Annotated in this window: 23 protein-coding genes and 1 other RNA gene; 14 read left to right on the plus strand and 10 right to left on the minus strand. The window is 42.8% G+C overall.

The window, feature by feature from the left end:
• Positions 1 to 3: 3 nt before the first annotated feature.
• The 4 genes from L2755_RS07475 to pspF form a co-directional block, all read right to left on the minus strand.
• Positions 4 to 894: an ABC transporter permease subunit gene (locus L2755_RS07475; protein WP_248980059.1), complete on the minus strand. Its 891-nt coding sequence runs from the start codon at positions 892 to 894 to the stop codon at positions 4 to 6.
• On the minus strand, positions 881 to 1,912 hold the full coding sequence (locus L2755_RS07480; RefSeq protein WP_248980060.1) for an ABC transporter permease: 1,032 nt from the start codon (positions 1,910 to 1,912) through the stop codon (positions 881 to 883). The genes L2755_RS07475 and L2755_RS07480 overlap by 14 nt, the downstream gene beginning before the upstream one ends.
• Positions 1,912 to 3,540, minus strand: coding sequence for an ABC transporter substrate-binding protein (locus L2755_RS07485; RefSeq protein WP_248980061.1), 1,629 nt, complete (start codon positions 3,538 to 3,540; stop codon positions 1,912 to 1,914). The genes L2755_RS07480 and L2755_RS07485 overlap by 1 nt, the downstream gene beginning before the upstream one ends.
• 65 nt (positions 3,541 to 3,605) lie before the next feature.
• The gene (pspF, locus tag L2755_RS07490) at positions 3,606 to 4,652 is read right to left on the minus strand and encodes a phage shock protein operon transcriptional activator (RefSeq protein WP_248980062.1); all 1,047 of its coding nucleotides are present in this window, start codon (positions 4,650 to 4,652) and stop codon (positions 3,606 to 3,608) included.
• 177 nt (positions 4,653 to 4,829) lie between these two features.
• Between pspF and pspA the strand changes: the two genes are divergently transcribed.
• The 6 genes from pspA to L2755_RS07520 all read left to right on the plus strand — a co-directional run bounded on the left by pspA (position 4,830) and on the right by L2755_RS07520 (position 10,328).
• Positions 4,830 to 5,513, plus strand: coding sequence for a phage shock protein PspA (pspA, locus tag L2755_RS07495; RefSeq protein WP_248980063.1), 684 nt, complete (start codon positions 4,830 to 4,832; stop codon positions 5,511 to 5,513).
• A gap of 20 nt (positions 5,514 to 5,533) precedes the next feature.
• Entirely contained in the window at positions 5,534 to 5,767 is a 234-nt protein-coding gene (gene pspB, locus L2755_RS07500) for an envelope stress response membrane protein PspB (protein WP_248980064.1), read from the plus strand.
• Positions 5,768 to 5,833: 66 nt separating this feature from the next.
• Positions 5,834 to 6,229, plus strand: coding sequence for an envelope stress response membrane protein PspC (gene pspC / locus L2755_RS07505; RefSeq protein ID WP_248980065.1), 396 nt, complete (start codon positions 5,834 to 5,836; stop codon positions 6,227 to 6,229).
• Between the two features lie 68 nt (positions 6,230 to 6,297).
• Entirely contained in the window at positions 6,298 to 7,743 is a 1,446-nt protein-coding gene (locus L2755_RS07510; protein ID WP_248980066.1) for a YcjX family GTP-binding protein, read from the plus strand.
• 7 nt (positions 7,744 to 7,750) lie between these two features.
• Positions 7,751 to 8,851 carry a TIGR01620 family protein gene (locus L2755_RS07515; RefSeq protein WP_248980067.1) on the plus strand — a complete coding sequence of 367 codons (1,101 nt, stop codon included), beginning with the start codon at positions 7,751 to 7,753 and terminating at the stop codon, positions 8,849 to 8,851.
• 298 nt (positions 8,852 to 9,149) lie between these two features.
• On the plus strand, positions 9,150 to 10,328 hold the full coding sequence (locus tag L2755_RS07520) for a trans-sulfuration enzyme family protein (RefSeq protein WP_248980068.1): 1,179 nt from the start codon (positions 9,150 to 9,152) through the stop codon (positions 10,326 to 10,328).
• Positions 10,329 to 10,404: 76 nt separating this feature from the next.
• Here L2755_RS07520 and L2755_RS07525 read toward each other — a convergent pair whose 3' ends face one another.
• On the minus strand, positions 10,405 to 11,799 hold the full coding sequence (locus L2755_RS07525) for an SLC13 family permease (RefSeq protein WP_248980069.1): 1,395 nt from the start codon (positions 11,797 to 11,799) through the stop codon (positions 10,405 to 10,407).
• 387 nt (positions 11,800 to 12,186) lie between these two features.
• Between L2755_RS07525 and L2755_RS07530 the strand changes: the two genes are divergently transcribed.
• From L2755_RS07530 to L2755_RS07540, 3 genes are all read left to right on the plus strand, one after another.
• Positions 12,187 to 12,498, plus strand: coding sequence for a ComEA family DNA-binding protein (locus L2755_RS07530; RefSeq protein WP_248980070.1), 312 nt, complete (start codon positions 12,187 to 12,189; stop codon positions 12,496 to 12,498).
• A 194-nt stretch (positions 12,499 to 12,692) separates the two neighbouring features.
• Positions 12,693 to 12,789, plus strand: an RNA gene (gene ffs, locus L2755_RS07535) — signal recognition particle sRNA small type.
• A gap of 499 nt (positions 12,790 to 13,288) precedes the next feature.
• Entirely contained in the window at positions 13,289 to 14,581 is a 1,293-nt protein-coding gene (locus tag L2755_RS07540; protein WP_248980071.1) for a coproporphyrinogen III oxidase family protein, read from the plus strand.
• 82 nt (positions 14,582 to 14,663) lie between these two features.
• On the opposite strand, the gene L2755_RS07545 is transcribed toward L2755_RS07540, so the two are convergent.
• The 5 genes from L2755_RS07545 to dinG form a co-directional block, all read right to left on the minus strand.
• Positions 14,664 to 14,924 (minus strand): late competence development ComFB family protein, encoded by a 261-nt coding sequence (locus L2755_RS07545; RefSeq protein ID WP_248980072.1) that lies wholly within the window; start codon positions 14,922 to 14,924, stop codon positions 14,664 to 14,666.
• 303 nt (positions 14,925 to 15,227) lie between these two features.
• Positions 15,228 to 15,944: a DUF2057 domain-containing protein gene (locus L2755_RS07550; RefSeq protein ID WP_248980073.1), complete on the minus strand. Its 717-nt coding sequence runs from the start codon at positions 15,942 to 15,944 to the stop codon at positions 15,228 to 15,230.
• Positions 15,945 to 15,953: 9 nt separating this feature from the next.
• Positions 15,954 to 16,616, minus strand: coding sequence for a primosomal replication protein (locus L2755_RS07555; protein WP_248980074.1), 663 nt, complete (start codon positions 16,614 to 16,616; stop codon positions 15,954 to 15,956).
• Positions 16,613 to 17,386 (minus strand): sulfite exporter TauE/SafE family protein, encoded by a 774-nt coding sequence (locus L2755_RS07560; protein ID WP_248980075.1) that lies wholly within the window; start codon positions 17,384 to 17,386, stop codon positions 16,613 to 16,615. Before L2755_RS07560 ends, L2755_RS07555 begins: the two co-directional genes overlap by 4 nt.
• 8 nt (positions 17,387 to 17,394) lie before the next feature.
• Positions 17,395 to 19,467, minus strand: a complete 2,073-nt coding sequence (gene dinG, locus L2755_RS07565) for an ATP-dependent DNA helicase DinG (protein WP_248980122.1) — start codon at positions 19,465 to 19,467, stop codon at positions 17,395 to 17,397.
• A gap of 101 nt (positions 19,468 to 19,568) precedes the next feature.
• Here dinG and L2755_RS07570 point away from each other — a divergent pair, with 101 nt between their 5' ends.
• The 5 genes from L2755_RS07570 to L2755_RS07590 all read left to right on the plus strand — a co-directional run bounded on the left by L2755_RS07570 (position 19,569) and on the right by L2755_RS07590 (position 26,506).
• Entirely contained in the window at positions 19,569 to 21,953 is a 2,385-nt protein-coding gene (locus tag L2755_RS07570; protein WP_428847778.1) for a DNA polymerase II, read from the plus strand.
• 232 nt (positions 21,954 to 22,185) lie between these two features.
• A complete protein-coding gene (locus L2755_RS07575) occupies positions 22,186 to 23,391 on the plus strand; it encodes a porin (protein ID WP_248980077.1) in 1,206 nt (401 codons plus the stop codon).
• Positions 23,392 to 25,027: 1,636 nt separating this feature from the next.
• The gene (locus L2755_RS22165) at positions 25,028 to 25,711 is read left to right on the plus strand and encodes a TonB-dependent receptor plug domain-containing protein (RefSeq protein WP_283102750.1); all 684 of its coding nucleotides are present in this window, start codon (positions 25,028 to 25,030) and stop codon (positions 25,709 to 25,711) included.
• Positions 25,712 to 25,788: 77 nt separating this feature from the next.
• Positions 25,789 to 26,112 (plus strand): IS66 family insertion sequence element accessory protein TnpA, encoded by a 324-nt coding sequence (gene tnpA, locus L2755_RS07585; RefSeq protein ID WP_248980078.1) that lies wholly within the window; start codon positions 25,789 to 25,791, stop codon positions 26,110 to 26,112.
• The gene (locus tag L2755_RS07590; RefSeq protein ID WP_248980079.1) at positions 26,081 to 26,506 is read left to right on the plus strand and encodes a hypothetical protein; all 426 of its coding nucleotides are present in this window, start codon (positions 26,081 to 26,083) and stop codon (positions 26,504 to 26,506) included. The genes tnpA and L2755_RS07590 overlap by 32 nt, the downstream gene beginning before the upstream one ends.
• Positions 26,507 to 26,510: the final 4 nt, after the last annotated feature.

Consider the following 26,510-nt stretch of genomic DNA (forward strand, 5'->3'; position numbering starts at 1 on the left):
GTGTTAGTTTCTTAGCGGCGATAGCGCCGACCTTAATCCATCACCTACAAGGTTGATGGCAAGTACGCTACATAAAATAGCAACCCCCGGGATGGTGACCGTCCAAGGGGCTGTTAGGATGTTATCTAAGCCTTGGGACACCATAGCACCCCATTCAGGACTCGGGGCTTGTGCGCCGAGATTAAGAAAACCTAGCGCCGCAATATCTAATATAGCTGCTGATATTGCGAGTGTTATTTGAATAATAACGGTCTCCCAGACATTGGGCATAATAACGTACCAAAATATTTGTATTGAATTGGCGCCATCAAGCTTAGCAGCTGTGACATAATCTTTTTGCAGCTCCTCATGAACCGCTTGATGGATAGCACGCACAAATTGTGGTGTTAGTGCGATTCCTACTGCCCAAAATACATTGCCTAATCCTGGCCCCGTGACGGCGACGACTAGGATAGCCATTAGTAGTGATGGGATTGATAATAATGCATCCAGCAGGTGACTTAAGATAGATGATTTAAGGCCCTTCATCATGCCGGATATTGAGCCTATGACAAAACCTACGCTAAGAGAGGCGATGACTATCGCCAATGCGATACCAAAGGTGAGGTGTGCTCCATGAAGCAGGCGACTAAAAATATCTCGGCCTAAATCATCGGTACCTAAAAAATGTTCAACCGTGCCACTGGCATCCCATGAAGGCGGTAAAAGTAACGCGAGAGGGTCTTGTTGTTCTGGCGAAAATGGCGCGATCCAAGGGCCAAAAATAGCCAAGAACAATAAGCAAGTTACTGCCCATAGACCCATTAATGCGAAAGGGTTATCGGCAAATGCTTGCCATAACTTACGCATAGGTGAGGGGATGTCATCTTCTTGATATATGCTAATTCGCGGCATAAATTTCTTTCCTAGTGATTGGATTGAAGGCGTTATGTAACACATCAATAAAAATACTGAAGAAGATGATAATTAATGCAACGGCTAATACCCCACCTTGAATAACCGTATAGTCACGCTGGTATATACCAGAGACCAGCCAACTACCAACACCCGGCCAGGAAAAGATGACTTCAACTATCATGGCGTAACTTGCAAATGTTCCGAGCATCAATCCCATGTTTTTAAGTACGGGTATCAAGGCATTCGGGAGAGCGTGGCGTAATACTATGGTACCAGTGTGTAGTCCACGCGCTTCAGCGGCACGAATATAAGGCTCATTCATAATATGCAGCATTGCTGCACGGGTTATTCTAACGACTACCGTGAACGGTAGTACTGCCAGTGTTATAGCGGGTAACACAATATGCTGCACAGCATCTAAAAATGCAGAACTGCGATATATAGATTGAGATAACAGCGTGTCAATAAGCATAAAGCCGGTCGTAGGCTCAATCTCATACAGCAGATTAATTCGGCCAGAAATAGGTAACCAACCCAGTTCAACACCAAACCAGAGTGATAAAGATAATCCCAGCCAAAATACCGGGATAGAATAGCCCGTAAGGGTAATCGCCATAATACTGTGCTGGGTGATTTTGTTGTTACTGAGTGACGCCAATATGCCTAAAGGAACCCCTAGACTCATCGCCAGTATGCCAGCAACGATAGCCAATTCGAACGATGCAGGTAGTACTTGACTCAGTTCATCGATAACGGGTTTTTGTGAGGTAATAGAGACACCAAGGTTGCCGCTAACCCTTTGCTTGGTATAGGCAATAAACTGGCGAAATTGATTGCTGTCGAGTCGGTATTCACTGCGGCTTAACGCGAGCTGATCTGTTGTTGGGGACTCTATCCCTGTTAAAGCATACTGTTGCTCGACGGGAAAATGGCTGGTAGCAATGAATAAAACACCGATTAACACCAAAGAGGTGGCCAGAAATAAGTTGAGCCTTCTTAATAAATAACGAGCCATTAGTGCATCTCCTCTGGGGGGATTTTCATGGTGTTCTCGAATGAGATCCCACCAAAAGGAGTCAGCTGAGTTTGTTTGATGTTTTTTTGCTTAATGGTTAACTGGGTAGCGTGAGCAAAAGGTAACATAGGTAGCTGTTCATTAAATAGTTTTTCTGCTTGTTGATAGAGCTTTTTGCGTTCGGTCTTAATGGTAGTCGCTTTAGCTTTCGCGAGTATTTCGTCCATTTCTGGATTGCACCATTGCGCTCTATTGCTTGAAGAGCCTTGCGCGTCGCAACTTAATATAGGGGAGAAAAAATTATCAGGGTCACTATTATCGGCATTCCAGCCTATTAGCACTGAATCATAGTCTCTGCGATTAAGCTTTTGATTAAATACACTCCAGTCGTAGGTCACTATGTTTACTTTTACGCCAATATTGGCTAAATCGGCCTGAATTAATTCAGCCGTTTTTAATGCATTGGGATTATAAATCCGTGCCACAGGCATCGCCCATACATCAATGTTGAGTTTCTCAATGCCGGCTTCCTTTAGCAACTCTTTTGCTTTTTGTGGGTTGTAACCATAATTACTGCGGTTGTACTGATAAGCCCAAGACTGCGGCGGCAACATGCCAGTAGCCTGAATGGCTGTTTGTTGATATACAGCTCGAATAATATTTTGTTTATCAACAGCATAAGCGAGCGCCTTTCTCACTCGAACATCGTTAAATGGTGCTTTTTTGGTATTAAAGGCCCAAAAAGCGACGTTAAAACCAACTTGAGTGTCGAGCTCTAAGTGCTCATGCTGTTTTATAACGGGAAGCTCGCCTGCTTTTGGCAACGCAGATACGTTACAGTCACCGGTAATGAGTTTGGTTATTCTGGCAGTACTTTTTGGTGTTATGTCAAAAACCAAATGTTCAAACTCGGGAAGCTTGCGCCAAAACTGTTCATTTCGGTGATAACGAATATATTCATTTTTGACATACTTTGTTAATTTAAAAGGCCCGGTGCCAATGGGGGCGCTATCTAATTTCTGCGGACTGTGATTCTCTAACAATGTAGCAGCATACTCTTGGGACAAAATTACCGCGAAACCAGTGGCAAGATTGGAGATAAAAGAGGCATCACTCTTGTTTAAATGAAACACAACTTCGTCATCGGCCACTTTTTCTATCTGCTTAATCGTTTGACTTAAACCGATACTTTGAAAGAACGGGTAACCGTTTGCTGAAACACTGTGATAAGGGTTTTCGGGATCAATAACGCGGTTAAAAGAAAACAAAACATCGTCAGCATTAAAGTGTCTGGTTGGAGTAAAGTAGTCTGTTTGGTGAAACTGTACGCCGCTGCGGAGTTTAAATCGATAAGTAAGACCGTCGGCGCTACTTTGCCAAGATATGGCCAAAGCGGGAATAATAGAGCTGGTAAGGGGGTCGTAATCAACGAGGGTGTCGTACAACTGCTGCGAGGTGGCATCAATAGTGGTACCCGATGTCACCGTCTGCGGGTTAAAGCTTTCAGGATTACCTTCTGAGCAATAGACTAAGCCCGTGGGGATCTTTTGCGGTCCACAGGCAACAAGTAACAGGTTTATCACCGTTATACAGGTTACAAGGCCTATTCGCTTTTGCAGCTGTTTCATTAAGCAATCATTTTATGATTTGAACGTTAATGGGTATTTTAACAGTGCCAGCAGCTTAACAGCAATTATTTATCCAGTAAGTTGTATTTCTTTAAGATCCCACGAAGTTGGTGGTAACTTAACCCAAGCAGCTCAGCGGTTTTTTTCTGGTTGAACTGTCCCGCTTCTAACGCTTGCTTTAGCAGCTTGACTTCGTTTTCTTCGCAGTGAGTTTTAAAATCAATTGGGAAGTTGATAGCGTTTGTTTTCAAAGGCTCGGGAGCAATGCTTGCTACTGGGGTATCTTGTAAGTGTTGTCTCTCTTTGGTTTTGACTCGGGTCGTTGGCCGATAAGGAGATGCAAATGGGTCTATGGTGATATGAGTAATCGCCGTACCTGACTCCGCGTTTCGATAGACACTACGTTCAACTACGTTCTTGAGTTCTCGAACATTTCCTGGCCAACGATACTCCATTAACTGTTGTACAGCACTGGGGCTAAAACCTTCAAATAGTTCTAGCTTTAATTGTCTTGCCATTCCGACAGCAAAATACTCTGCCAGCGTCATGATATCGTCTGGGCGGTGACGTAGTGGCGGCAGTGTAATTACGTCAAATGCTAATCGATCTAATAAGTCGGGTCTAAACTCCCCAGCTTCAGCCAGAGAGGGAAGATCTTCATTGGCAGCACAAATTAACCTGACATCGGTTTGAACGGTTCTATTACCACCGACACGTTCGAACTCGCCATACTCAATCACTCTTAAAAGCTTTTCTTGGATGAGACCTGAGGTATTGGCGAGCTCATCTAAAAATAACGTACCACCATTAGCACGCTCAAAACGGCCTTCGTGTTTTTTATTGGCGCCAGTAAATGCACCAGCATCATGGCCAAATAACTCACTCTCCAATAAGTTCTCACTTAATGAGGAGCAGTTTAATTTTACAAAACTTTGATCCCAACGCTTTGATAGGTAGTGTAAACGTTCGGCAATAAGTTCCTTGCCTGTGCCACGTTCGCCAATGATTAGCACAGGCTTTGAAAGTGGGGCTACCTGGGAAATATGTTCAAGAACCTCTAACAATGCATTAGATTGTCCAATAAGATTGTCTTGCTGAAATTGATTGGTCACAGTAAGTTTTAGTCTTTCACGCTAATAATTGGTGAAAATAATAATATGATCCCTTGTTTGTAATTGAAAGGAAAAGTTAATATTTTGGTTAAGTACATGTATGGTAAGAGAAATGTAAAGTTGGCACGAATACTGGATAGTATTTATCGAAACCAACGTTAATTAGAGGAAATTATTATGGGAATCTTTTCACGCTTTGCAGACATCATAAATTCGAATATCAGCTCATTACTTGATAAGGCTGAAGATCCTGAAAAAATGGTACGTCTGATCATCCAAGAGATGGAAGATACGCTCGTCGAAGTTCGTTCAACCTCTGCCAAGGTACTTGCAGAAAAGAAAGAGATTATTCGCCGAGTCGTTAAAGTGCAACAGCAAGTTCATGACTGGGAAAGTAAAGCTGAACTGGCATTGTCTAAAGATCGTGAAGATCTTGCCAAGGCTGCTTTGATTGAAAAGCAAAAAACCAACGAACTAGCTGAAAGCTTAGCAGCTGAATTAGTTATAGTAGAGGAACATATTCTTCGTTTAAAAGAGGAGGTTGGACAACTACAAGATAAACTAGCTGATGCCAAGGTACGTCAGAAAACTATCATTATGCGTAAGCAAACCGCATCTTCTCGTTTAGAAGTTAAAAAGCAACTAGATTCAAGTAAAATCGATAACGCGATGAGTAAGTTCGAGCAATATGAGCGTCGAGTTGAAGGGTTAGAGTCACAAGTTGAAGCTTACGACTTAGGTAAAAAGAATAGCTTAAGCGACGAGTTTGCGGCACTTGAAGCTGAAGATTCTGTCAATGATGAGCTTGAAGCGTTGAAAGCTAAAATGAAGGCAAGCAAGGCAAAAGCTAAGACTAAATAGTCACGGAGCAGAGGTGAGTTATGAACATGGATATTTTGATAGCCCCAATTATTATTTTTATGATTATCGTGGCTCCGATTTGGTTGATACTGCATTACCGCAGTAAAAGACAAGTAAGTCAGGGGCTTACGGATGAAGAGTTCGGCCAGTTAAATGAGCTTATTACCAAGGCCGACAAGATGTCACAACGTATTGAAACACTTGAGGCCATCTTGGATACCGAGGCACCACAATGGAGGGGACGTGATGTATAAATCATCAGACTTTTCCAGTAAGACAAATAATCTCAATTTAGGCATAAAATAAAGGAGGAAGTAGAAATGAGTGAAGGCACAAGCAGAACTTTATATCGAATTCCTCAATCAGGTAAAATAGCCGGTGTATGTGCAGGGATTGCTGATTACTTCAATTTTGAAACATGGTTAGTCAGAGTGGTCGCCGCTTCAATATTTTTACTTGGTGGCACCGGGATTGTGTTTATTATCTATGTATTACTTTGGATGATTTTAGACATTAAACCAGGCACTGACAAGAATAAGCGAGCCCACAAGGAGATTGAAATTAAGAAGAAAATTTGGCAATCCGGTGAGCCAGCTAAAATGGCATTAAGGGACGTGAATAGTCAGTTTAGAACGCTAGAGTTAAGATTGCAGAGTTTAGAGCGATATGTAACATCTGATAACTACGATCTTAAAAATGAAATCAATAACTTATAGTTCGAATAAGGGCAGCGTATGCAGGTATACTGCCTTAGAACTCCTCTCTACCGGTGCAATATCCGCCTATGGAAAGTATCAAACGCTCTCTTAAAAAACTCGGTAAAAAAACCCAAGCAGTAGCGCTTCGTTCAACGGACAAGCATTTACGTCTTGCTGTTACTGGTCTTGCTGGTGCAGGGAAAACGGCGTTTATCACAGGTCTTGTGAATCAACTGCTGCACTCTGGAGTCATTGAAGGTAATCATCAGCTACCTTTATGGCAGGTCGCTAGAGATAGCCGACTTTACGGCGTGAAGCGAGATCTGCAACCTGATTTGACCATCCCCAGTTTTAATTGTGACGGTGCGCTGAGCTCCATTCTAAATGAGCCGTCAACATGGCCAAAATCCACGCGCAATATCAGCGAGCTAAGACTGGCGATAAGGTATCGTCCAGCGAAGGGCTTATTGTCAAAGCTGACTGATAGCGCCACGCTCTATCTCGACATTGTTGACTACCCTGGTGAATGGCTACTGGACCTTCCAATGCTTAAACAAAGCTTTCAGCAGTGGTCTGCCTCCCAAGTTGCGCGTACTGTAGTATTTGAGCATTCATGTTATTACGCAGAATTTACTCGAATGCTTAATAGTATTGATCTTGCTGCAACAGCTGATGAAGCACAACTGCAAAAAATTGCCGATAGTTATCAATTGTTACTGCAAGATTGTGTTGATAAATATGGATTTTATTATGCCCAACCCGGGCGATTATTATTACCCGGTGAACTTGATGGCACACCTGTACTGGCACTTTTTCCGTTAATCAATGTGACTGATGACCAGTTCCCTATATTGGAAAAAAGTGCTGAAAACAGCTTTTATCACACGTTAAAGCAGCGATATTCAGAGTATATCTCGCGGGTAGTAAAGCCTTTCTATCATAATTATTTCGCTAAATTCGATCGCCAGTTAGTATTGGTAGATTGCTTTACTCCGTTAAATCGTGGCAAAGAGCAATTTGAAGATATGAAAACGGCACTTCAGGCTGTGATGGAAAGTTTTCAATTCGGCCAATCTAGTCTTTTAAAGCGTTTGTTCTCTCCCAAAATAGATAAACTCTTGTTTGCAGCCAGCAAAATTGACCATGTTACACGCGACCAACAAGGTAATGTTTTATCTTTATTAAGTCAGCTGGTGCAGCAAAGTCAGTTACACGCCAAGTTTGAAGGTTGTGAAGTAGAGACCATGGCTATTAGTGCGATTAAATCGACCACTCATGGCATGGTGAAGCAAAGCGGGCATGATATTGAGGTCGTGAAAGGTTTAGATCTTACCAGTCATGAGGCGGTGACCTTGTTCCCAGGAGAGGTGCCTAAATCGCTACCATCAGCTGATTTCTGGCAAGAACAAGGGTTTGATTTTGTTAATTTCGCACCAAGAACAGTGATAGATAAACAACGGAGTCAGGCCGATTTCGACCATATTCGACTTGATCACGTATTGCAGTATTTAGTCGGTGACAAACTAAAGTGATATTTTTATGGCTATTGATAATAACCCCATTAAGAAACAGCAACGTTTTGACAATGTTGAAGCAGATATAGAAACAAAGATAGCGCCAGCAACGACATTTGCGGCTGACGAAGCCTTTGTCGAAATAGAGACTCTTTCGGAGCACGAATTAGAGGTGACATTGGCTGAGCACATTGACGGTGTTGCGCAACTTAACGCTGGTCTTTCATCGAAAGGTTCAAGTAAACGTGCTTGGCTAGGTAAAGCCTGTTTATTAGGCGTGCTACTTATTGCTGTCGTTGAAACGGGCCTGGGCTTATATGATGCATTTATCCAAAGTTCATGGTTATTTTCGCTGTATGCAGTGGTCGTAACCTTAGTGGTGTCTTGGGCGGCAAAAGTGAGCTTTACGGAATGGCGTAAACTTAAAATGCTCAAAAAAGTCGAAGATACACAGACCACAGGTATGCGACTGCTCTGCAGTATGCAGATGGGCGAAGCTGATCCCTTCATTGACACATTACTCAGCCAATTGCCTAGAAGTGCCGAAACTGAACGCTATATGCAACAAGTGAGTGTGGAGCACAATGATGCTGAAAAACTAGTGTTGTTCGAAGCGACGGTATTAACCGAGCGAGACATCGCTGCCAAGAAAATTGTCAGACGTTTTGCGCAAGAATCCGCTTTATTGTTAGCGGCAAGTCCGTTGGCTGTACTTGATATGGCGATCATCCTGTGGCGCAATCAAAGTATGATTAATCAGCTAGCAAAATGCTATGGGATTGATCTAGGTTATTGGAGCCGGATTAAACTTATTCGCGGAATTCTCACTAATATTATTTACGCGGGTACCAGTGAGATCGTCGCGGATCTAGGCACTCAGCTATTGTCTGTAGAGATGTCTGGTAAGTTATCTGCTCGGCTAGGACAAGGTCTTGGCGGTGGGCTATTGACCGCACGATTAGGCTATCAAGCAATGGTTCTGTGTCGACCACTTGAGTTTAGTGAGCAGACTAAGCCTAAGCTAAAAGGGATCCATAAAGAGTTATTGTTAGATCTAAAAGAACTGACTTCAGTGGTTATCAGCAAAACGAGTAAAGCTGAAAAGCAGACGGTTTCTGGCAAATAACCGTTTATTTAAAGGCGAATTAACTAAGTTATTTTCCGCTACCAGTATGACGTAACATTTTTTTTACAAGCAGCCCTTCATAAATCTTTTCTAAATGGTTTGTAATTACCTTGGACTAGTCCAAGGTAATTGTCTTATACCCCAGCTAAAGATCCCATAACCTTGGTCTTGGCTGGCACACCACTGCCAACGATGTTGTTTCAAATTTAGGCGTCTGAAATGGTTGGTTCTATGCAGACAATACAACAACTATTATTTCATTGTGTCTGTATCACAAGCATTAAGTAGGGAAATAGTTATGCGAGATAGTTGGCAATTGGCAACACAAGTGATCCATGCTGGACGAGAGCCAAATGAATCAGGTGCTCTGGTATCACCTTTATGTCAAAGTGCGACCTTTGTATTTGATAGTGCTGAGCAGGGGGGCGCTAGATTTGCCGGTGAAGAGCCTGGCTATATTTATACCCGCTTAGGTAATCCGACAACGGCAGAATTAGAACGTAAAATGGCAGCGCTTGAAGGCAGTGATTGTGCTGCAGCAACAGCGTCAGGTATGGCTGCTGTCTCAGCTGCGCTATTGGCAAATTTGCAAATGGGCGACCACCTTGTTGCCTCAAATGCCGTCTATGGCTGTACGTTTGCGTTGATGAACTCCCAGCTGGCAAAGTTTGGTATAGACGTTACCCTTGTCGATTTTTGTAAGCTAGCTGAAATTGAAGCAGCAATAAAGCCCAATACCAAGGTTATTTTTTGTGAGACGCCCGTTAACCCTCATCTTGAGGTGTTTGATTTAGATGCTATAGCTCGTATTGCAAAACAGCATAATTTAGTCAGTGTTGTCGATAACACCTTTATGACCCCCTTGCTGCAACAACCCATTAAGCACGGTATTGATATAGTGATCCACAGTGCCACTAAATACTTAAATGGTCATGGTGACGTTATAGCAGGTATTGTGTGTGCCAGTCATGAGCAGATGGATGTCATTAAGTATGAAGTTCTCAAAGATATTGGCGCAGTGATCTCACCCCATGATGCCTGGCTCATCCTAAGAGGCCTTAAAACCCTCGACGTGAGAGTTAGCAGGCATTGTGATAGTGCCGAGAGAGTCGCTCTATTTTTGGAAAACCATGCAAAAGTCGCTAAAGTGTATTATCCAGGACTGACAAGTCATAGTGGTAATGCATTTATGGGCCGTCAAATGAAGCGCGCGGGAGGGGTGATAGCGTTCGAGCTGGACGCTAACTTACAAGATTCAATCGCCTTTATTAATCAATTGGAACTTTTTTCTATTGCGGTTAGTTTGGGGGATGCAGAGTCTCTCATTCAGCATCCTGCCTCTATGACGCATTCACCCTATAGTGAAGAGCAAAGAGCGAGAGCGGGTATTACAGATAACTTGCTTAGGATTTCAGTGGGGTTAGAAGCGGTAGAAGATATTATCGCGGCGTTAGATAAAGCGCTTGCGGCTTTATAATCGGTTATTTGAAGGATAAAAAGCGCAGTGAGCAACTACTCACCGCGCTTTTTTGTTAGCGATTACAACTTAAGTGCTAGATATCCCAAAAAGTGTGCGCGATGATATAAAGCGCAAACATGCTGATAAAGTTAATGATAACGCCTGCGCGCATCATCTCTGACTGCTTAATATAACCGGATCCATAGACTATCGCATTGGGTGGGGTGGCGACAGGCAGCATAAATGCACAAGAGGCGGCGATACCAATCAGTACGGACAGCATGACTGGCGACAGGCCTAGTGCTTCAGCGATAGCGGCAAACACGGGCACCAATAGCGCGGCGCTCGCTGTATTACTGGCAAACTCGGTTAGCATTACAACAAATGCGATGACAGCAAAGGTGAACAAAGCCATGTGAGTATTGCCGAATATATCGGTTACCCAATGGGCTAAAAAGACACTGGTTCCCGTAGCCTTAAGTACTGCACTTAGTGTTAAACCACCACCAAATAATATGAGTACTCCCCAATCCGTCGTTGTTTCTATCTTCTTCCACTGTACTAAGCCAAGTCCAGCAAGAGTGACGACAGCAGCGAGGGCGACGACAGTATCAAACTGGGCAATACCACCAAGCGCTTGTGAGATAGGCTTACTGAAAATCCAGCAGCAGACCGTGGTGATGAAAATGAATAGTGTCAACTTACCCTGAAAGGTAAGTGATTGCTTTTCAGTTTTTATCTCACATACCATCGACAGATCGGGCTTTAAATGCAAGTAAAGACCCACTAACATCAGTGGCAACATAATAGCCACGGTGATCGGTCCGAACTCAAGCCAATCGCTAAAAGATAGGCCAACTTGGGCGGCGGCTATCGCATTCGGCGGGCTACCTACCAGAGTACCGATACCGCCAATATTGGCAGAGTAAGCAATACCGAGTAGCAAAAATAGGTAAGTACTTCTGTGTTTCTTGATATCTATTTGATGCAATATTCCGAGCGCAAGCGGTAACATCATTGCAGTCGTGGCGGTGTTACTAATCCACATCGATAGCGCTGCGGTTATTCCAAACAGCATGACACAGGCGACAGATAAGCGTCCTTTTGATGCGGTTAATACTTTCTGAGCAATTAACTTATCAATACCCTGATGATTCAAAGCGGCAGCCAATACAAAACCACCAAAGAAAAGATAAATAATGGGGTTGGCGAAATGACTCATCGCAGATTTGGTCTCAAACACGCCGAAGAGAACGGCGAGGATTGGGATCATGATAGCTGTGATACTGATATGGATAGCTTCTGTTAGCCACAATATTGCTGCGAAGGTGAGTAGTGCAAGACCCGTATTAACCCCTTGTTCAAATGGAAGGTAGTTATGCATTAGGAATAGCAATATGATATCTGCTGCCAGGATCAACAGTTTCTTTTGCTGTCCTGATATCTTACCGCTGACTTTGTCGGGTACTTCTGTAGAGTCTAGTGACATTTGTATGTCCATTATTATTGTTGATAACCACACTCTAGAGGAGTAACTATTATCTTCAAAATAACTTAGCTTGTTATTTGATAACAGAATCGTACTGCCGTTTGGGTGACGTCCTTCGCGATAACGACAGCATTTTTGATGTTAAACCGCTATAAACGTCTGTTTATTACTAAATAACTTATCAAAGTTGAACGATTCAAATACCTTGATGAAAAAATTGAAAGTTTAACGCCATGTTGTTTTTGTGATCCAGATCACCGCGTAAAACTTTCGTGTGAGATGTTGCTCTCTTATTAGCTAATTTCGTGGCTGTGATCTACATTTCGCAGCGTAGCTAAGGAAAAGGATGAAGGCTACAACCTAAAGGATCACATAAGGAATTAGATTATGTATAAAAGACTACTACCCGCTTTATTGCTATCAAACCTAATAATGCTGCCAGCGGCATACGCCGCAATCGAAAAAGTTGAGCCCGTGAGCACTGCTGAGCGGGCCCAAGTGAAAACCCAACTGGTGAATATCAATTCAGCAAGCGCCGAGCAGTTATCATCATTGAAGGGGATTGGCGATTCAAAAGCCAAAGCGATTATTGATTACCGCAAAACACATGGCAAATTCGATTCTATTCATCAGCTATCTAATGTAAAAGGCATTGGTGACAAACTCATCGAGAAAAACAAAGCCGTTCTTAGTCTGTAAACAAGCTTGTTATTAAATTTATGTTTGTGGATAAGGCTAAATTAGGCCCTAAAATGAGGTTTTCTGTTTATAGAAGCAGCGATTGAACCAAAAGTGAGGGTTCTAATTAGATAATGACTTGATTGGAAAGCTTTGATGGTAGATAATGCTGCCGTTCTTGAGAGTATCTGCTTTCAACGAAATCAATGGTGACCTTAGGGTCCCCTCGCAATGATAACTTGTGAATTCGGCCAGGCCTGGAAGGGAGCAACCGCAGCGAGTGACTCATGTGCCGAGGTGTGGCTCTAGGGGAACCTCCAAATCTCCTAGTACATCAATAGCTTACGTCATTACTTAGATAAGAAATACCTCCGATGGTACACTTGGTGGTACATTCCATGAGTAAAACTTTCTCAGATCCACCCCCATTTTTGTTCCTATCTCGTCATGGCATCTGGTATGCGCGTATTGTTGTAGCTGAAGATCTGCGAAACTCTCTTGGGTAACGTGAGTTTACAAAACCTTTAGCAAATAGATTGCTGTCTCAGTTGAAGCACTAACCAAAGAGCAGTTGACTTGCCGTTAACGGCCTTATCTGCTGTCTATATATGGACTTTTAACAAAGAAAAAACAATGTGCGTCACCCTACAAATATTAATAAAATTCAATAGATAGTCGTAAATTCCGCTTCTATCTGACAGTTTATTATCTCCAGTTTGATTACCCTAAACTCTCATATTTCTATTTACAGCATATTGCCCTCATTAAATTTCATTGAGACAGTTGGTATTCTTTCAAAAGGTATTCAAAGATGATGTATTCTCTCTCAAAGGCGCGCCTTTATCTGGCTACAGATAGTCTGGATTGGATGATAAACCGCAGCATTAAACAATGTCTCTCACTGCGAGATGCAGTGCCTTTTGCAGCCGGGGTTGAGAGCGTCCCCGAAAACCCGGTAGAAACCTTATATATTCATATTCCCTTCTGCCAAACTCTGTGTCGGTTTTGCTCATTTCATAAGGTTAAGTTCCAAGAGACTCTGGCTAGAGAGTATTTCCGAGCATTGAGGCAGGAGATACGTGAGGTCATAGCCAGAGGCTACCGTTTTAACCGAGTGTATATCGGTGGCGGAACCACGACAATCCTCGAAGATGAGTTGATTAAGACTATAGAGCTTATCAAGAGTCTAACGACAATCCGTGAAGTATCATGTGAAAGTGACCCCATCTATTTCAGTGAAGGAAATCCTCATCAGCTGAAGGGCTTAGTGGACCGTATGTCGATCGGAGTGCAAAGTTTTGACGATGCGATACTCAAAAGCACGGGAAGGTTTGAGAAGTTTGGCTCAGGTGAGCAACAGGCTGAGTATGTCACTCGTGCCATCGAGTTATTCCCTACTGTTAATGTCGACATGATGTACGGCTTTAAGGTACAGACTGCAGATTCAGTACGACAAGACCTGTTGCAGACTATGGCGCTGAACCCAGATCAAATCACCACGTATCCCTTGACGATTGGGATCGGAAAGAACCGTAAAAAAGCCGGATGTTTGGCAGGAGACCCTCATGAATTGTGGCCTCAGTTTTTGGCGGTTAAGCAAACACTTGCGCAGCGATATGAGATGGATTTTCCCTGGACTTTCAGTCGTAGTTTTGGCCAGCCAGTTGAAAATAAATATGTACTCGATGGCGAAGATTGTCTTGGTGTTGGATCTGGAGCATTTGGTCGTTTTGGCGAACAGTTTCGTATTTCAAGTTTCGATATTGCCGATTACATCCGTTTAATGAACCAAACCCGATCCGGGACTTGTTACACTAAACCGCTACAGAGTAAAGCGGTGATGCAGCACCATTTAATGATTATGATGGGACACGGACATTTGGATAATCAAGTGTTTAAGGCTCATACTGGGCATTCGCTGTGGCAGGCTTTTCCGCTGGAAATGAGTTTTTTACAGGCCTCAGGGGCCGTTGTTAAGCAGGGAGATGACTATTACACCACCGAGGAGGGGCAATTTATTGCCCTGAAGATGTTCGTTGGTTTCCTCAGTGGCATGGATTACCTTAGAGAGCAGGCGAGGGAGTTGCCATTAACCAGCATCTAGTGTGACGCTTAAGGTAAACGCAAGGAGCAGGCCAAAAGCGTGTCTACATAAAGGCCTCACAGCGATGTGGGGCCTTTATGTTTTAAGCCTGTTGATTTTCTTTTAAAAATGCTCTGGATTTTTCAAGTGCTTGTTGGATCTCTGCTTTCATTTTTTGAAGTTCTTCATAATTTTCAAAAAAATAGGTATCGACTAGATGTCGTATGTAGCGGGTGGGTAGCTGATTGAGTGTGACACAGCATAGATCGGCAAGATAGTCTGCAGGCAGTTCGTCTAACAAACCTTCATCTGAAAGTAGCTCAAGTAAAAGAACTTCATAGTAGTTTCTAATCTCTAATTGCATACAGCCTCCCCGCGTATTATTTGTATATAATGTCATCAATTTATGAGGTTGGATTTTTAAAGTCTATGGGTGCGACACTGTATTTGCAGCCAAAAATAGCTGGCTATGTCGAATCTTTAGCAAATCCTGAACCCTACTGTATCCCCCTCTAATGACACAAGCAATGGCTATTTATTGCGCTAGTAAGTATGGGGATTAAGTAACGAGATTTAGCTAAGGAGAGCGGTGTTTAAAAGGTCACGCCAGCTTTGAATAGCTGGCGTGATCGATGAGCGGCATCATACTCTAGCTGAAAAAATGAGCTTAAAGTTGTTGTATGGCCCAGCTCATGAATTGTTTACGTGTTTTCTCATCAGCATGTAGCCACCAGTACTGCAGCATCTGTTCTGCTTTAGCTGCGTCATCAGCATTCGTTGCAGTTTGAGTTGCTGTAACGGCAGTGGCTGCAACAATAGGGCTCGAAGATGGAGATGGTTTACTGACTGGAGCCATCGGTGTCTTTGATGTTGCGGCGACGCTAGTCGCTGTACCAGTCGCAACCGCGGCTTCAACATCCACATCTGTTGCAGTGTTACCGCTAAAAAGACGCGAGACAAAAGACTCTTCAGCAATATTGGTCTGAGTCACTTGATAGTTGACTGTACCGTTATCCTTTCGAGTGATGACCACTTGAGGAGATTTGGCAAACTGAGGGGGATTCCTTACAAAATCACCATCAGCTGGCTTCATATGATATTCATAATCACCATCAACTTTTAGAGTGATGATAAAAGGCGAAGACTTAATATTGGTTTCGCTATCACTAAAGTCATCTTCGACAAGATCATTGTATCGAAGGGCAATCTTGTGAGTCCCATTGCTGAGCTCGAGTTCAGACTTATGGTTAAACAAACTGGTTTCAACTTCCTTGCCATCAAGCGCGATATATTCAAATGACATCGGAATATTCAAGTTTGCAGCAAATGCCGCAGAGGAACCACATAAAGCGAGTATAGCGGTAATAGGTAGTAGCGGTTTCATTGTTGCTCCTTAACGATTTTGGCCTTTGAAAGGTCGCTCGAATAACTGGATGCGATCTTCAATATAGCTGGTAGCTTGCCGACACTTGCCGAGGCGAGAGTGTTGAGCAAGGATCTCATTCTGTAGCCTAATTTTGTCAGCACTATGACAGTATTCAAGAGAAGATTGCAAATTTTCAATTTTTTGTTCAATAATCTTGGCCCAGTTCAAATGTTTATTAAGTTCTTGATACAGTTGATGGCTATTTTGCATTACATTTGATGCTATCCAACTAAAGCCACTCTGCTGGTGAGTTTTTGCTCCACGCTTTATTGCATGAGCCCGGCGGGTACGTTTTTGCTGCTCTAACGACTTAACATTAATATTGGTTGTGGAGAGCGCACGGCGAACGGCGCTGAACCTGTCCTGTATTTTTTCACAGCTCGATACAATGGTATAAGGCGAGCGTTTTGCATTGATAAGTTGTTGTAGCTGGGCAACACTTTTTGACAGTTGATCGATACAAGGCTTAAGTTGAGCGCCTTCTTGGATAAATAACTGATTATTAAATCGTTCAACGTCTTGCATCATTTTGCGTTGTCCAGCAGGCAAATTAGCATCGTGTTGCAACACCTCTTGCTCTAACTGTTTCAGCTGGTATTTGAGTCTATTGATGAGTTCATTGGTGGTCATGCCCACGCACTCCAGGCTAACTGCGCGGCGATTAATAGGATCATGGTGATGAAAATAGGTCGAATGAAAGGCAGGCCAAACTTGATGGCTGAATGTGCGCCAATGTATGAGCCAATCATCATGCAAATTCCCATCGCGAGGCCAACAGCCAAATGTACCTGACCCATAAGCAGAAATATAATGAGTGAGGTTAAATTACTGGTGAAGGTCATGGCGCGAGCAAGTCCTAAGCTATAGAGCAAAGGAAGCTTATGCATACCTGTACTGGTCACAGTCCAAAAAGCACCGATGCCTGGCCCGGCAAAACCATCGTAAAACCCCAGCGGTAAGCCTTGCAACCATTGCTTTATTTTGCGTTTAGGCTTAACTGGGATCTCACAGTTTTTACAACCCATGGCATTTGGCTGGAACAGAGTATAAATCGCGATTGCAATAATAATCAGCGGTAACCACTTTTCAAGCCATTGATTATCGACTATTGAAACGATAAACGTGCCGATAACTGCGCCGATGAAAGTGGCAATAAAGGTGTGATACCACAAGTTGGGAGAAAATAACCTTTGCTTATAATAAGTGAACGCAGCCATTGAGGACCCAAAGCAGGCTGCTAACTTATTGGTAGCGAGTGCCATATGAGGAGGCATTCCCATGGCTAATAGTGCTGGGATAGACAGCAGGCCACCGCCGCCAGCAACGGCATCGATAAAGCCTGCAATTAGCCCTATTAATGCCAGCAAGGCCCAGCTACTTGGCTCTAGTAATAAATCCAATCGTTTTCCTATTCAATAACGCGTCTAAAAGGCGGAAGGGCATCTAATAATGATTTTCCATAGCGCTTAGTGACTAAGCGTCGATCTAAGATGGTAATCCGACCATAATCCTGTTCTTTGCGAAGTAATCTACCACAACTCTGTACTAATTTGCGCGAGGCGTCGGGGATTGTCAGTTGCAAAAAGGGGTTTCCACCCTTAATTTTAATATATTCCGAATGAGCTTGCTCAACGGGTGAGGTTGGCACAGCAAAAGGTAGCTTAGTGATGATGAGGTTGGTTAAATAATCACCAGGCAAGTCGAGGCCTTCTGAAAAACTGCCAGTACCAAAAATAATACTCGGTTTGCCATCATCACAAAGCTGTTTATGCTGCTTTAGGATCTCTTGTCTTGGCAACACACCTTGGACGAGTAGCCCTGTTTTTATTTTATTTTCAACTAGGTCTACGACTTTTTCCATCTGCCAATAAGAGGCAAATAGCACCAAACTGGCCATTTCATCTTCAACCAGTGCGATGATCTGTTTTGCTAATTCATCGGTATAGTTGTCATGGGTGGGCTCGGTATCCATTTTCGGTAAAAACAACGTGGCATTTTGCTCAAAATCAAAGGGTGAGTCGAGTGCAAGATAGCGACTACCATCGTTAATGGATAGACCCACTTGATGGGTAAAGTGGTTAAAGTTATTGAGTGCTCTCAGTGTGGCGCTACAAAGCACCACGCCCGCTGCTTTATCCCAGAGTAAGTTCTCAAGCATAAAGCCGACTTCAATGGGTGATGCACTGAATAAAAAATCTGCCTGTTTACCGGTGAGTTGTTCAATCCAGCGTGCCATTGGCGCACCTTTAGGACTATCTTGCTTGGCCATCATTTTCCACAGCTTTTGCAAGTTTTCAATGCGTTGCAGCATAAAACCTGTTTCTGACAGCAGTGCTTCAGATTGATGTCTAGGAATATCACCCTCTTTTATGGCTTCATTGAGCAAGGCTAACATCTTGTTGAACTGTTTCAACGCCACATTTGACGCTGTAGCCAGGTTTTCCGCCAAAATAAGCAGCGCGGGTGGCAGTTTACCGTGTTTGAAACGAAAGCGGTTTTCTGGATTATCAAACTGCTCCGCTTGAGCATCACAAAAGTGAGCGACTTGGTTGAGTAATCCACTAATGTCGCCGATATGGTCGAGCATTGCCTGTGCCGGCGCGATGATATAATTGCTCTTAATCTGGTTTTGCAGTTTTGAGGTGGTTTTGGTGAGCTTTTCTAGCCAATCGTTTGCGCCACGGAGGGTGGATTGCGCGCTACTAAAGTCGCGTGCAACAATCGGCAAGTGATGTGCTTCATCGATGACATAATAAAGATCTGCCGGATCAGGCAAAATGACACCGCCGCCTAACTCTAAGTCGGCGAAGAGTAAACTATGGTTGGCAATTAGCACATCCCATGTATCGAGGTCTTCTCGAGCTTTATGAAATGGGCAATTTCGATGACTGGCCATCTGTTTATGGCAGCTATGTTTATCACAGGCAATCTGTTGCCATAGATGATCCGGTAGTGGTTGGGTTAATGTGTCGCGCTCACCATTCCAGCGAGACTCTTTATAGTCCTTTAATAGTCTCGCTAACATATCAACCTGACTTTGATCTGGCTTTGATTGCCACATCGCCATTTGGTTACTGTTGTCGGGGCCAACAAGCATCTCTAACTTAGTTAGACAGACATAGCGTTGTCGTCCTTTAACTAAGCCAAAGGTAAAGTCTAGGCCTGCATGCTCTAGGAAAAAAGGCAGATCTTTATGCAGTAACTGTTCCTGCAGTGCCACGGTTGCTGTTGCGATACAGACCTTTTTTTTATTCGCTAATGCTAAAGGAATGGTGCCCAAAATATAGGCCAGTGATTTACCAATACCGGTGCCCGCTTCTACCACAATGATGGGGCGTTGCTTGTCATATTCACCCGCAAGGGTTTTGGAGATCTCCGCAACAATATAATTTTGCTCCCGACGAGAGCGAAAATTGGGCAGAGCCGAAGCAATACTCTTATAGATAGTACGGATCTGAGTTTTAACGTCTGCGGATAACATGAATGCACTGGTCCAGTAAATAATGCTGTACATAATAACAGTGATTACTTAGCCTAAGAAGTGTTAAGTGATTATTCGTGAATTTATTTGAGTAGATGGCCATGAACCCAGTAACCAATGCGGTACAGACAATAAAGGGACGAGTGCTTAGCCGCCATACAACACATAGGCAAGATGGATTGAGCCTACAGTACTTTATTGCCACACCCTCTGGGCCGGTAACCGTTGAAATCCCGCAGCAAGAGCATGTGTGTTTTATTCGTACGATTGATGAAAATATTATCAATCAATATCAAGAGTTGAAGAATATTCGCCGCCAGCGACTAGCACTTAAAACTTTTCAACATGAAGATGTTACAGCCTTGTATAGCCGCGATCTTAGGCAGCAGCGCAACCTAATACGGATTGCGAAAGATCACGCTATCGAACTGTTTGAAAGTGATATCAAAGCGGAACATCGTTTTTTAATTGAACGATTCATCGCCCTCGATGCCGAGTTTAGTGGCTATTTTGAACCTACTGCAAAGGGAGTCCAGCGGCGTTTTATCGCCGACAAGGCCCGACGAGCTGAGGTTACACAGCCGCTTAAAGCCATCTCGCTTGATTTTGAATGCAGTTTTAGTGGTGAACTCTACTCTGTGGGGCTATACGGGAAAACCGATACTGGCGTCATTTTTGAGAAAGTGATCATGGTGGGGGAGCCACAATCAGTTGCTGTTGATTACATTCAGTGGGTTGAGAATGAAGTGGCATTAATCCATGAGCTGATTGCATGGTTTATAGATTACGATCCCGACATCATTATTGGTTGGGCCGTGGTGACATTTGATTTGGCTCTATTATATCGTCGCGCCAAACATCATGGTATCGCGCTCACTATTGGACGCAATAATCAAAACTTGGGCTGGAAAGTCGAAAACAAATATCGGCCTGAGACCCTGCTATTACATGGAAGAGTCGTACTGGATGGTATTGATTGGTTGAAAGCGGCATTTTATCGGTTTGATCGTTACTCACTGGAATTTGTTTCAAGAGCTTTGCTGGATGAAGGTAAGGCTATTGATAATGTGAGTAACAGAATGGATGAAATTAATGGGCTGTTTGCTAACGACAAGCCGGCATTAGCACACTATAACCTGACCGATAGTCGACTGGTTTGGGACATTTTTGACAAAACACAGTTGTTTGAGTTTGCCATAGAGCGTGCAAAGTTGACCGGTCTAGAACTTGGACGCGTGGGAGCATCGGTTGCTGCATTTATGAATTTGTATCTGCCGCATCTGCACCGAAGTGGCTATATTGCGCCTAGTGCACCCGCCAGTGATGGTATTGAGAGTCCCGGCGGTTATGTAATGGATTCAGTTCCTGGGCTATACCGACATATTCTAGTGTTAGATTTTAAAAGTCTTTACCCCTCAATAATAAGAACGTTTCTAATTGATCCTAAGGGGTTAGTTGAAGCATCACACCAACAAGAGTCAGATACGGTAGAGGGCTATTTAGGGGCTAGATTTAGTCGCCAGACGCCCATTTTACCGCAATTAATTAAGCATCTTTCTGAACAAAGAGAGTTGGCTAAAACCAATCATAATGCACCGCTATCTCAAGCGATTAAAATTATTATGAACTCCCTCTATGGTGTGCTGGGTTCTCGTGGCTGCGTTTTTCATGATGCTAAGCTTGCGAGCTCAATAACCATGCGTGGCCATGAAATAATGAAGCAAACTCGCAGTTGGATAGAGGAGGCGGGCTTCGACGTCATTTATGGCGACACTGATTCAACCTTTGTCTGGTTAGGTAATGACTTTGATGAAAATAAAGTACAGGCAACCGCTAAAGAACTCGCTGTAAAAATCAACCAACTTTGGCGACAAAAATTAACCGATGACTTTGGTATTGATAGCTTTTTAGAACTCGAGTTTGAGACCCATTTTGAGCAGTTTTTTATGCCAACACTCAGAGGTTCGGCAGAAGGCTCAAAAAAACGTTATGTCGGTACTACAAAAGACGAACTTGGTAAAACACAATTGCTGTTCAAAGGAATGGAGCAAGTCCGCAGTGATTGGTCACCGCTCGCCAGAAGAGTGCAGTATGAACTTTATGAAAGGTTATTTAGTCAGCAAGATGTTGAAGCATACTTAAAGCTCACTATCGAGCAGCTAAACAGCGGGGCCCTAGCGGAGGAACTGGTCTTCGTTAAAAATTTACGCCGCAACCTTGAAGACTATACCGCAAAGTCATCTCCTCATTTAAAAGCGGCAAGAATACTATTTGAAGCCACTGGAGATGAAAGCGTCACCAGAAAAGGGGCCAGAATTGAGTATGTAATGACGACATCAGGTGCTGAGCCGCTGTCCCATCAAAAATCCCCCATTGATCTTGATTACTACATTGAGCGCCAATTAGGGCCGATTTCTGAGCCAATACTTTCAATAATGAATAAAAGTTTCAGTAAAGTTACATCAAATCAGATGACGTTAATTTAAACGGTAGCCTATTAACTTACTGCTGATCTTATGTTAACAAATGGTTTAATCCTTTGGTTGATGTCGGTTTGCTAGTTAATTCGGTGCAAAATATGGCTGTTTTTGTGATGTTCGTCTTTGAGTGATTGCTAATCTTTTGCTAACCTCGTCTGCAAATAGGATAGAAAGAAAACAACGGAATGGAAATATATTGAATGAAGCAGACTGAACATAATTAAAGGTTAGGCATTACATGAAAAAGACTTTAGTAGCATCGGCTTTGGCCGCAGTGATTTTTGTACCAACAGCATCAGCAATCGAAGTATATAAAGATGATAAAAACGCAGTAGAAATCGGTGGTTGGATTGATGCACGAGTGATTAACACTCAAGGTGCTACAGAAGTTGAAAACGGTTCTTCACGTATTAATTTTGGTTTCACCCGTAATATGGGTGATGGCTGGAAGACGTTCGCGAAAATCGAGTGGGGCGTAAACCTAGTTGGTAATAGCTCAATTACAAACTCTAGCAATAATGGTGGTAATGAATTTACCTCAGAGAGTAACGATTTCCTAAGCACGCGTTTAGGCTATGTTGGTTTAGCTCATGATACCTACGGTTCATTAACCATTGGTAAGCAATGGGGTGCATGGTATGACGTGGTTTATAATACTAACCTAGTGAACACTTGGGATGGTAATACTTCAGGTACTTATACCTTAAACAAAGCCGATGGTGCTATTAACGGCACTGGCCGTGGTGACAAAACTGTTCAATATCGTAACGCATTCGGTGACTTTAGCTTTGCTGTTCAAGCTCAGTTAAAGCAAGATAGCTTTGATTTATACGAAGGCGATAACTTCCCAGGGTTTAGTGACGGTACAGCCGTTCCAACTCAAAATAAGATCGCGACAGTCGAATACAATAATACTTATGGTGCATCTGCTACTTATAACGTAACAGAAGACCTAATCATTACCGCGGGTGCTAACGTTGGCGAGTTTGACGCGACTTACTTAACAGGTAAAAACGTTAGCGAAACCGATCTTATTTTTGGTGCCGGTGCGACTTGGGGCGAATTTAATGGCAAAGGCTTTTATGGTGCTGTGAACGTCAACAAGCAAGAGTTCCATGATACAGATAACTTAAACCGTTATATTCCTGAAGCTTGGGGTATGGAATCTCTGTTCGCTTACAAGTTTGATAATGGTCTACGTCCACTTGTTGGTTACAACATTTTAGACGCTGGCGACGAATACGGCGATGCCTACAATGGCGATGTCTTTAAGCGTCAGTTCTTACTTGTTGGCCTACACTATGTCTGGGATGACAACACTATGTTGTACCTTGAAGGGCGTAAAGACTTCAGTGATTTCACCAGCTCTGATAAAGCTCAGCAAGCTGCGATGGAGTTCTCGGAAGACGACGGGATCTCAATCGGTATTAGATATTACATGTAATCTCTAATCGGTCATTACCTTAGCGAGCCTAGGGTAATGATGATCTAAAAAGCCAGTAGCTTACCGTTACTGGCTTTTTTTTTAGTCGTTATGATCGAACATAAAGACGTTCTAGGTTCTTGATATTTGGTCAACGATGTTCTCAAACCCTGAATATGTTTTAGATATGCATCGCAATCTAAGCACCACAGTTCCTGTTCTATAGGGTTAAGTTCTGGGTAACAGGGCGGAAACTTAAGTTGGAATAAGTGTACTTTTTTAAGGGGCCAACGACCGTAAGAGCGTGTCGTCAGGCATCTGTTTCTGATGGTTGCTCTGGATATTTGGAACTACAAGTTATTCACCCCATTTTTGCGCGTGCATTAAATGACATGCAACCTATTATACTCACTAATTACGCCGCCACGATTTGTCTTAACTGGATAACTGCTATTAAAGTGTTATTCAATCCCCATTAAGTAGTTACTCATTCAGCGGGAATTAAAATCACTTTAGGCAAGCAAGTGGCTTGTAGCTAATCGTTATTCTCGGCTCTGGCATCCTCGGTAATTGCTCCATGTATGACTCTACCTCCTGAATCCATTCAATCGTATATCGAAAACCACATGGGCAGCATAAAGTGATTTTCCTATACCTTAAACATCAGCCGCACTTAGTGAGCTTCTCAGACTTTCACTGCCGCGTTGCATTGCCTTAAAAGGGAATAACCATTTCTTCCACAATGCGCCTGGAATTGAAAGCCCTGAGATTGATAAATGTGACGCAAATGTAACTTAACGGGTGGTTTATTTGTTACGTGTTTTGTTTGAAAACTGTTTATACAGTATATTTTTATTAATATTTTAAATAAGCATGGTCAGAAGAGAGTTGTTTTGTTATTTATTATATAATTACAATTAGTTACATTGAAATGCCCTGTTGGTTAGGCCTAACCTTATCCGTACACTTTACTTTACGAATAAAGTTTAATTAGCTGAAGTTTTTAGATTAATTAGTCATTTGTAGTCATTTACATTAGGGGGAATAGCATAATTTATGCGTGCAATAGTCTTTCGTTTAAAGCTTTATCATGAGGGTAGTTCATGTTTTCCTTACTAGATGTGTACTTATGTATATTGTATGATTTTAATTAATAGTTAGCCTTACCAATATGTTAATCAGTATGCCAATTATCACATGGCTGAAATGACCTGGTTTCATTGCGCTTACTCTTCACTTTTCTAACTCGTTTCCCCCCATTTTATTTAATCAATATCGTTTAGTTCTCTACATTATCAACCTGATGCCTCTACATGGTGTTTACACTTTATCAGCAGGTCGAGCTCGGCCTGTTACATGTGTTGTAAAAATATTTCCTCTGTGTTTTTATTTGTGTGCAAGTGATGAGGGCTGCATTGTTTTTTGTTAAAGAAGTAGCTTGCTTGTGTAAAGCAATAAAATAAAAGTCCAGGGAGATTTACAATGTATAAGAATAAATTATTAGCCAAGTCAGTGCGTATAGCATTATTTGGTGGCGCTATGTCAGCCGCTTTTACTGCTCCGGCAGTATTTGCAGCTGAAGAAGTAGAAAGAATACTGTAACCGGTTCAGCGATTAAACGGACGGATTTAGAAGGTGCGTTACCTATTACTGTTATTTGAGAGAGGATATTGACAGATCAGGTGTTACAAACACCGCAGATTTATTACAACAACTTCCATCTATGCAGGGGTTCACAACATCTTCTGATTCAGTAGGCGGAGGTGGTGGTATTCAAACTGCTTCTATCCATGATCTAGGTGAAGCGTATACTTTAGTTTTGTTAAATGGCCGACGATTAGCTCCAGCAGATTCTGGTAGTACTATTGATGTTAGCTCTATCCCAATTTCTGCCATTGAACGTGTGGAAGTGTTGACTGATGGAGCCTCTGCTTTATATGGTTCAGATGCTATTGCTGGTGTCGTTAACTTCATTATGAAGGAGAACTTTCAAGGCTTTAATATCAGCGCTAGATATGACAAGCCTCAAGAAACGGGCGGTTCTGGATACGACTTAGGCTTTACTGCTGGTTTCGGTGATATAGAAAGTGATGGTTTTAATGTGATGCTTTCATATAGCCATAACGAAAAAGAGCAGTTGAAAGCAGTTGATAGAGATTTTGCTAGTTCGGGAATTATCTCATTTAACGATAACGGAAGAGACCTTTATTTTTTCAACGGTTCCCCTAACGCAATTCCAGCTAATGCTAGGGTGAGATATGATACCGGTGTTATAGATCCTGAAACCGGTGAAAGCATCGTCAACGGACGAACTTTTAATCCGTATGCTGCTGAAAAGTAACCGTCCGGCCAAGTACATCTTCAGCTTACCGCTTTGAAGCTCTATCTTAACAACTGACTATTACATCAGGAGTTAATATGGCTAAACGTTCTCATGCGGATTGGACGAACTTGATCCAGCAACAGCCTGGCAGCGGCTTAACGATTACAGATTATTGTCGTCAACATAAGCTAAGCACTAGTACCTTTTATGCCCGCAAAACCAATATTACTACCACTCCCCAAAAAAAAGGGACTCCGTTTGTTAAGGCTGTAGTGCCAGCAACCACACCGGTTATCACCCAAGCCGTAACGTCGCAACAGACTATCTGTTTACAGCATCAAACTGGGCTATGGACTTTCCCAAGCTCTTTACCTCCAAGCTATCTGCTTGAATTTATCAAAGGCCTGCAAGCATGTTGATGTTTCAACAGCCTCTTACCCTGGCACGTTAAACTCGGCAAGGCGTAGTTCGTCGGACGCTCACGCTGAAAATGACACATGTGCGGTAAATACATCAGCTATAAATGCAGAATGCTTTTTTGATTACACAACTACAATTGAGATTGTTCCTGAATCCACACGCGACAGTGTTTTCTTGAGTGGTGACCTTGAACTCACTGATGATCTGCGTTTATTTGCGGATGCTTCAGTATCAAATTTTAAAATGACAACTCGTATAGCTCCTTATCCAACGGGCTATTTTAATTTACCAAGTGCTGGTTCTCCTCTAGTTGAACAGTACGTAGTACCTTACCTTACAGATGCAGAACGTGCTGCGTATGATTCTGGTGATTTATCTGTGCAGGCTCGCTAAAGAG

This window comes from Shewanella abyssi, assembly GCF_023284025.1.
Classification (GTDB): Bacteria; Pseudomonadota; Gammaproteobacteria; order Enterobacterales; family Shewanellaceae; genus Shewanella; species Shewanella abyssi.

Bases quoted from the DNA above. Each gene is read 5' to 3' on its own strand.
- L2755_RS07475 (WP_248980059.1), bottom strand. From the start codon at position 894: ATGCCGCGAATTAGCATATATCAAGAAGATGACATCCCCTCACCTATG.
- L2755_RS07480 (WP_248980060.1), bottom strand. From the start codon at position 1,912: ATGGCTCGTTATTTATTAAGAAGGCTCAACTTATTTCTGGCCACCTCT.
- L2755_RS07485 (WP_248980061.1), bottom strand. From the start codon at position 3,540: ATGAAACAGCTGCAAAAGCGAATAGGCCTTGTAACCTGTATAACGGTG.
- pspA (WP_248980063.1), top strand. From the start codon at position 4,830: ATGGGAATCTTTTCACGCTTTGCAGACATCATAAATTCGAATATCAGC.
- pspB (WP_248980064.1), top strand. From the start codon at position 5,534: ATGAACATGGATATTTTGATAGCCCCAATTATTATTTTTATGATTATC.
- pspC (WP_248980065.1), top strand. From the start codon at position 5,834: ATGAGTGAAGGCACAAGCAGAACTTTATATCGAATTCCTCAATCAGGT.
- L2755_RS07510 (WP_248980066.1), top strand. From the start codon at position 6,298: ATGGAAAGTATCAAACGCTCTCTTAAAAAACTCGGTAAAAAAACCCAA.
- L2755_RS07515 (WP_248980067.1), top strand. From the start codon at position 7,751: ATGGCTATTGATAATAACCCCATTAAGAAACAGCAACGTTTTGACAAT.
- L2755_RS07520 (WP_248980068.1), top strand. From the start codon at position 9,150: ATGCGAGATAGTTGGCAATTGGCAACACAAGTGATCCATGCTGGACGA.
- L2755_RS07525 (WP_248980069.1), bottom strand. From the start codon at position 11,799: ATGTCACTAGACTCTACAGAAGTACCCGACAAAGTCAGCGGTAAGATA.
- L2755_RS07530 (WP_248980070.1), top strand. From the start codon at position 12,187: ATGTATAAAAGACTACTACCCGCTTTATTGCTATCAAACCTAATAATG.
- L2755_RS07540 (WP_248980071.1), top strand. From the start codon at position 13,289: ATGATGTATTCTCTCTCAAAGGCGCGCCTTTATCTGGCTACAGATAGT.
- L2755_RS07545 (WP_248980072.1), bottom strand. From the start codon at position 14,924: ATGCAATTAGAGATTAGAAACTACTATGAAGTTCTTTTACTTGAGCTA.
- L2755_RS07550 (WP_248980073.1), bottom strand. From the start codon at position 15,944: ATGAAACCGCTACTACCTATTACCGCTATACTCGCTTTATGTGGTTCC.
- L2755_RS07555 (WP_248980074.1), bottom strand. From the start codon at position 16,616: ATGACCACCAATGAACTCATCAATAGACTCAAATACCAGCTGAAACAG.
- dinG (WP_248980122.1), bottom strand. From the start codon at position 19,467: ATGTTATCCGCAGACGTTAAAACTCAGATCCGTACTATCTATAAGAGT.
- L2755_RS07570 (WP_428847778.1), top strand. From the start codon at position 19,569: ATGAACCCAGTAACCAATGCGGTACAGACAATAAAGGGACGAGTGCTT.
- L2755_RS07575 (WP_248980077.1), top strand. From the start codon at position 22,186: ATGAAAAAGACTTTAGTAGCATCGGCTTTGGCCGCAGTGATTTTTGTA.
- tnpA (WP_248980078.1), top strand. From the start codon at position 25,789: ATGGCTAAACGTTCTCATGCGGATTGGACGAACTTGATCCAGCAACAG.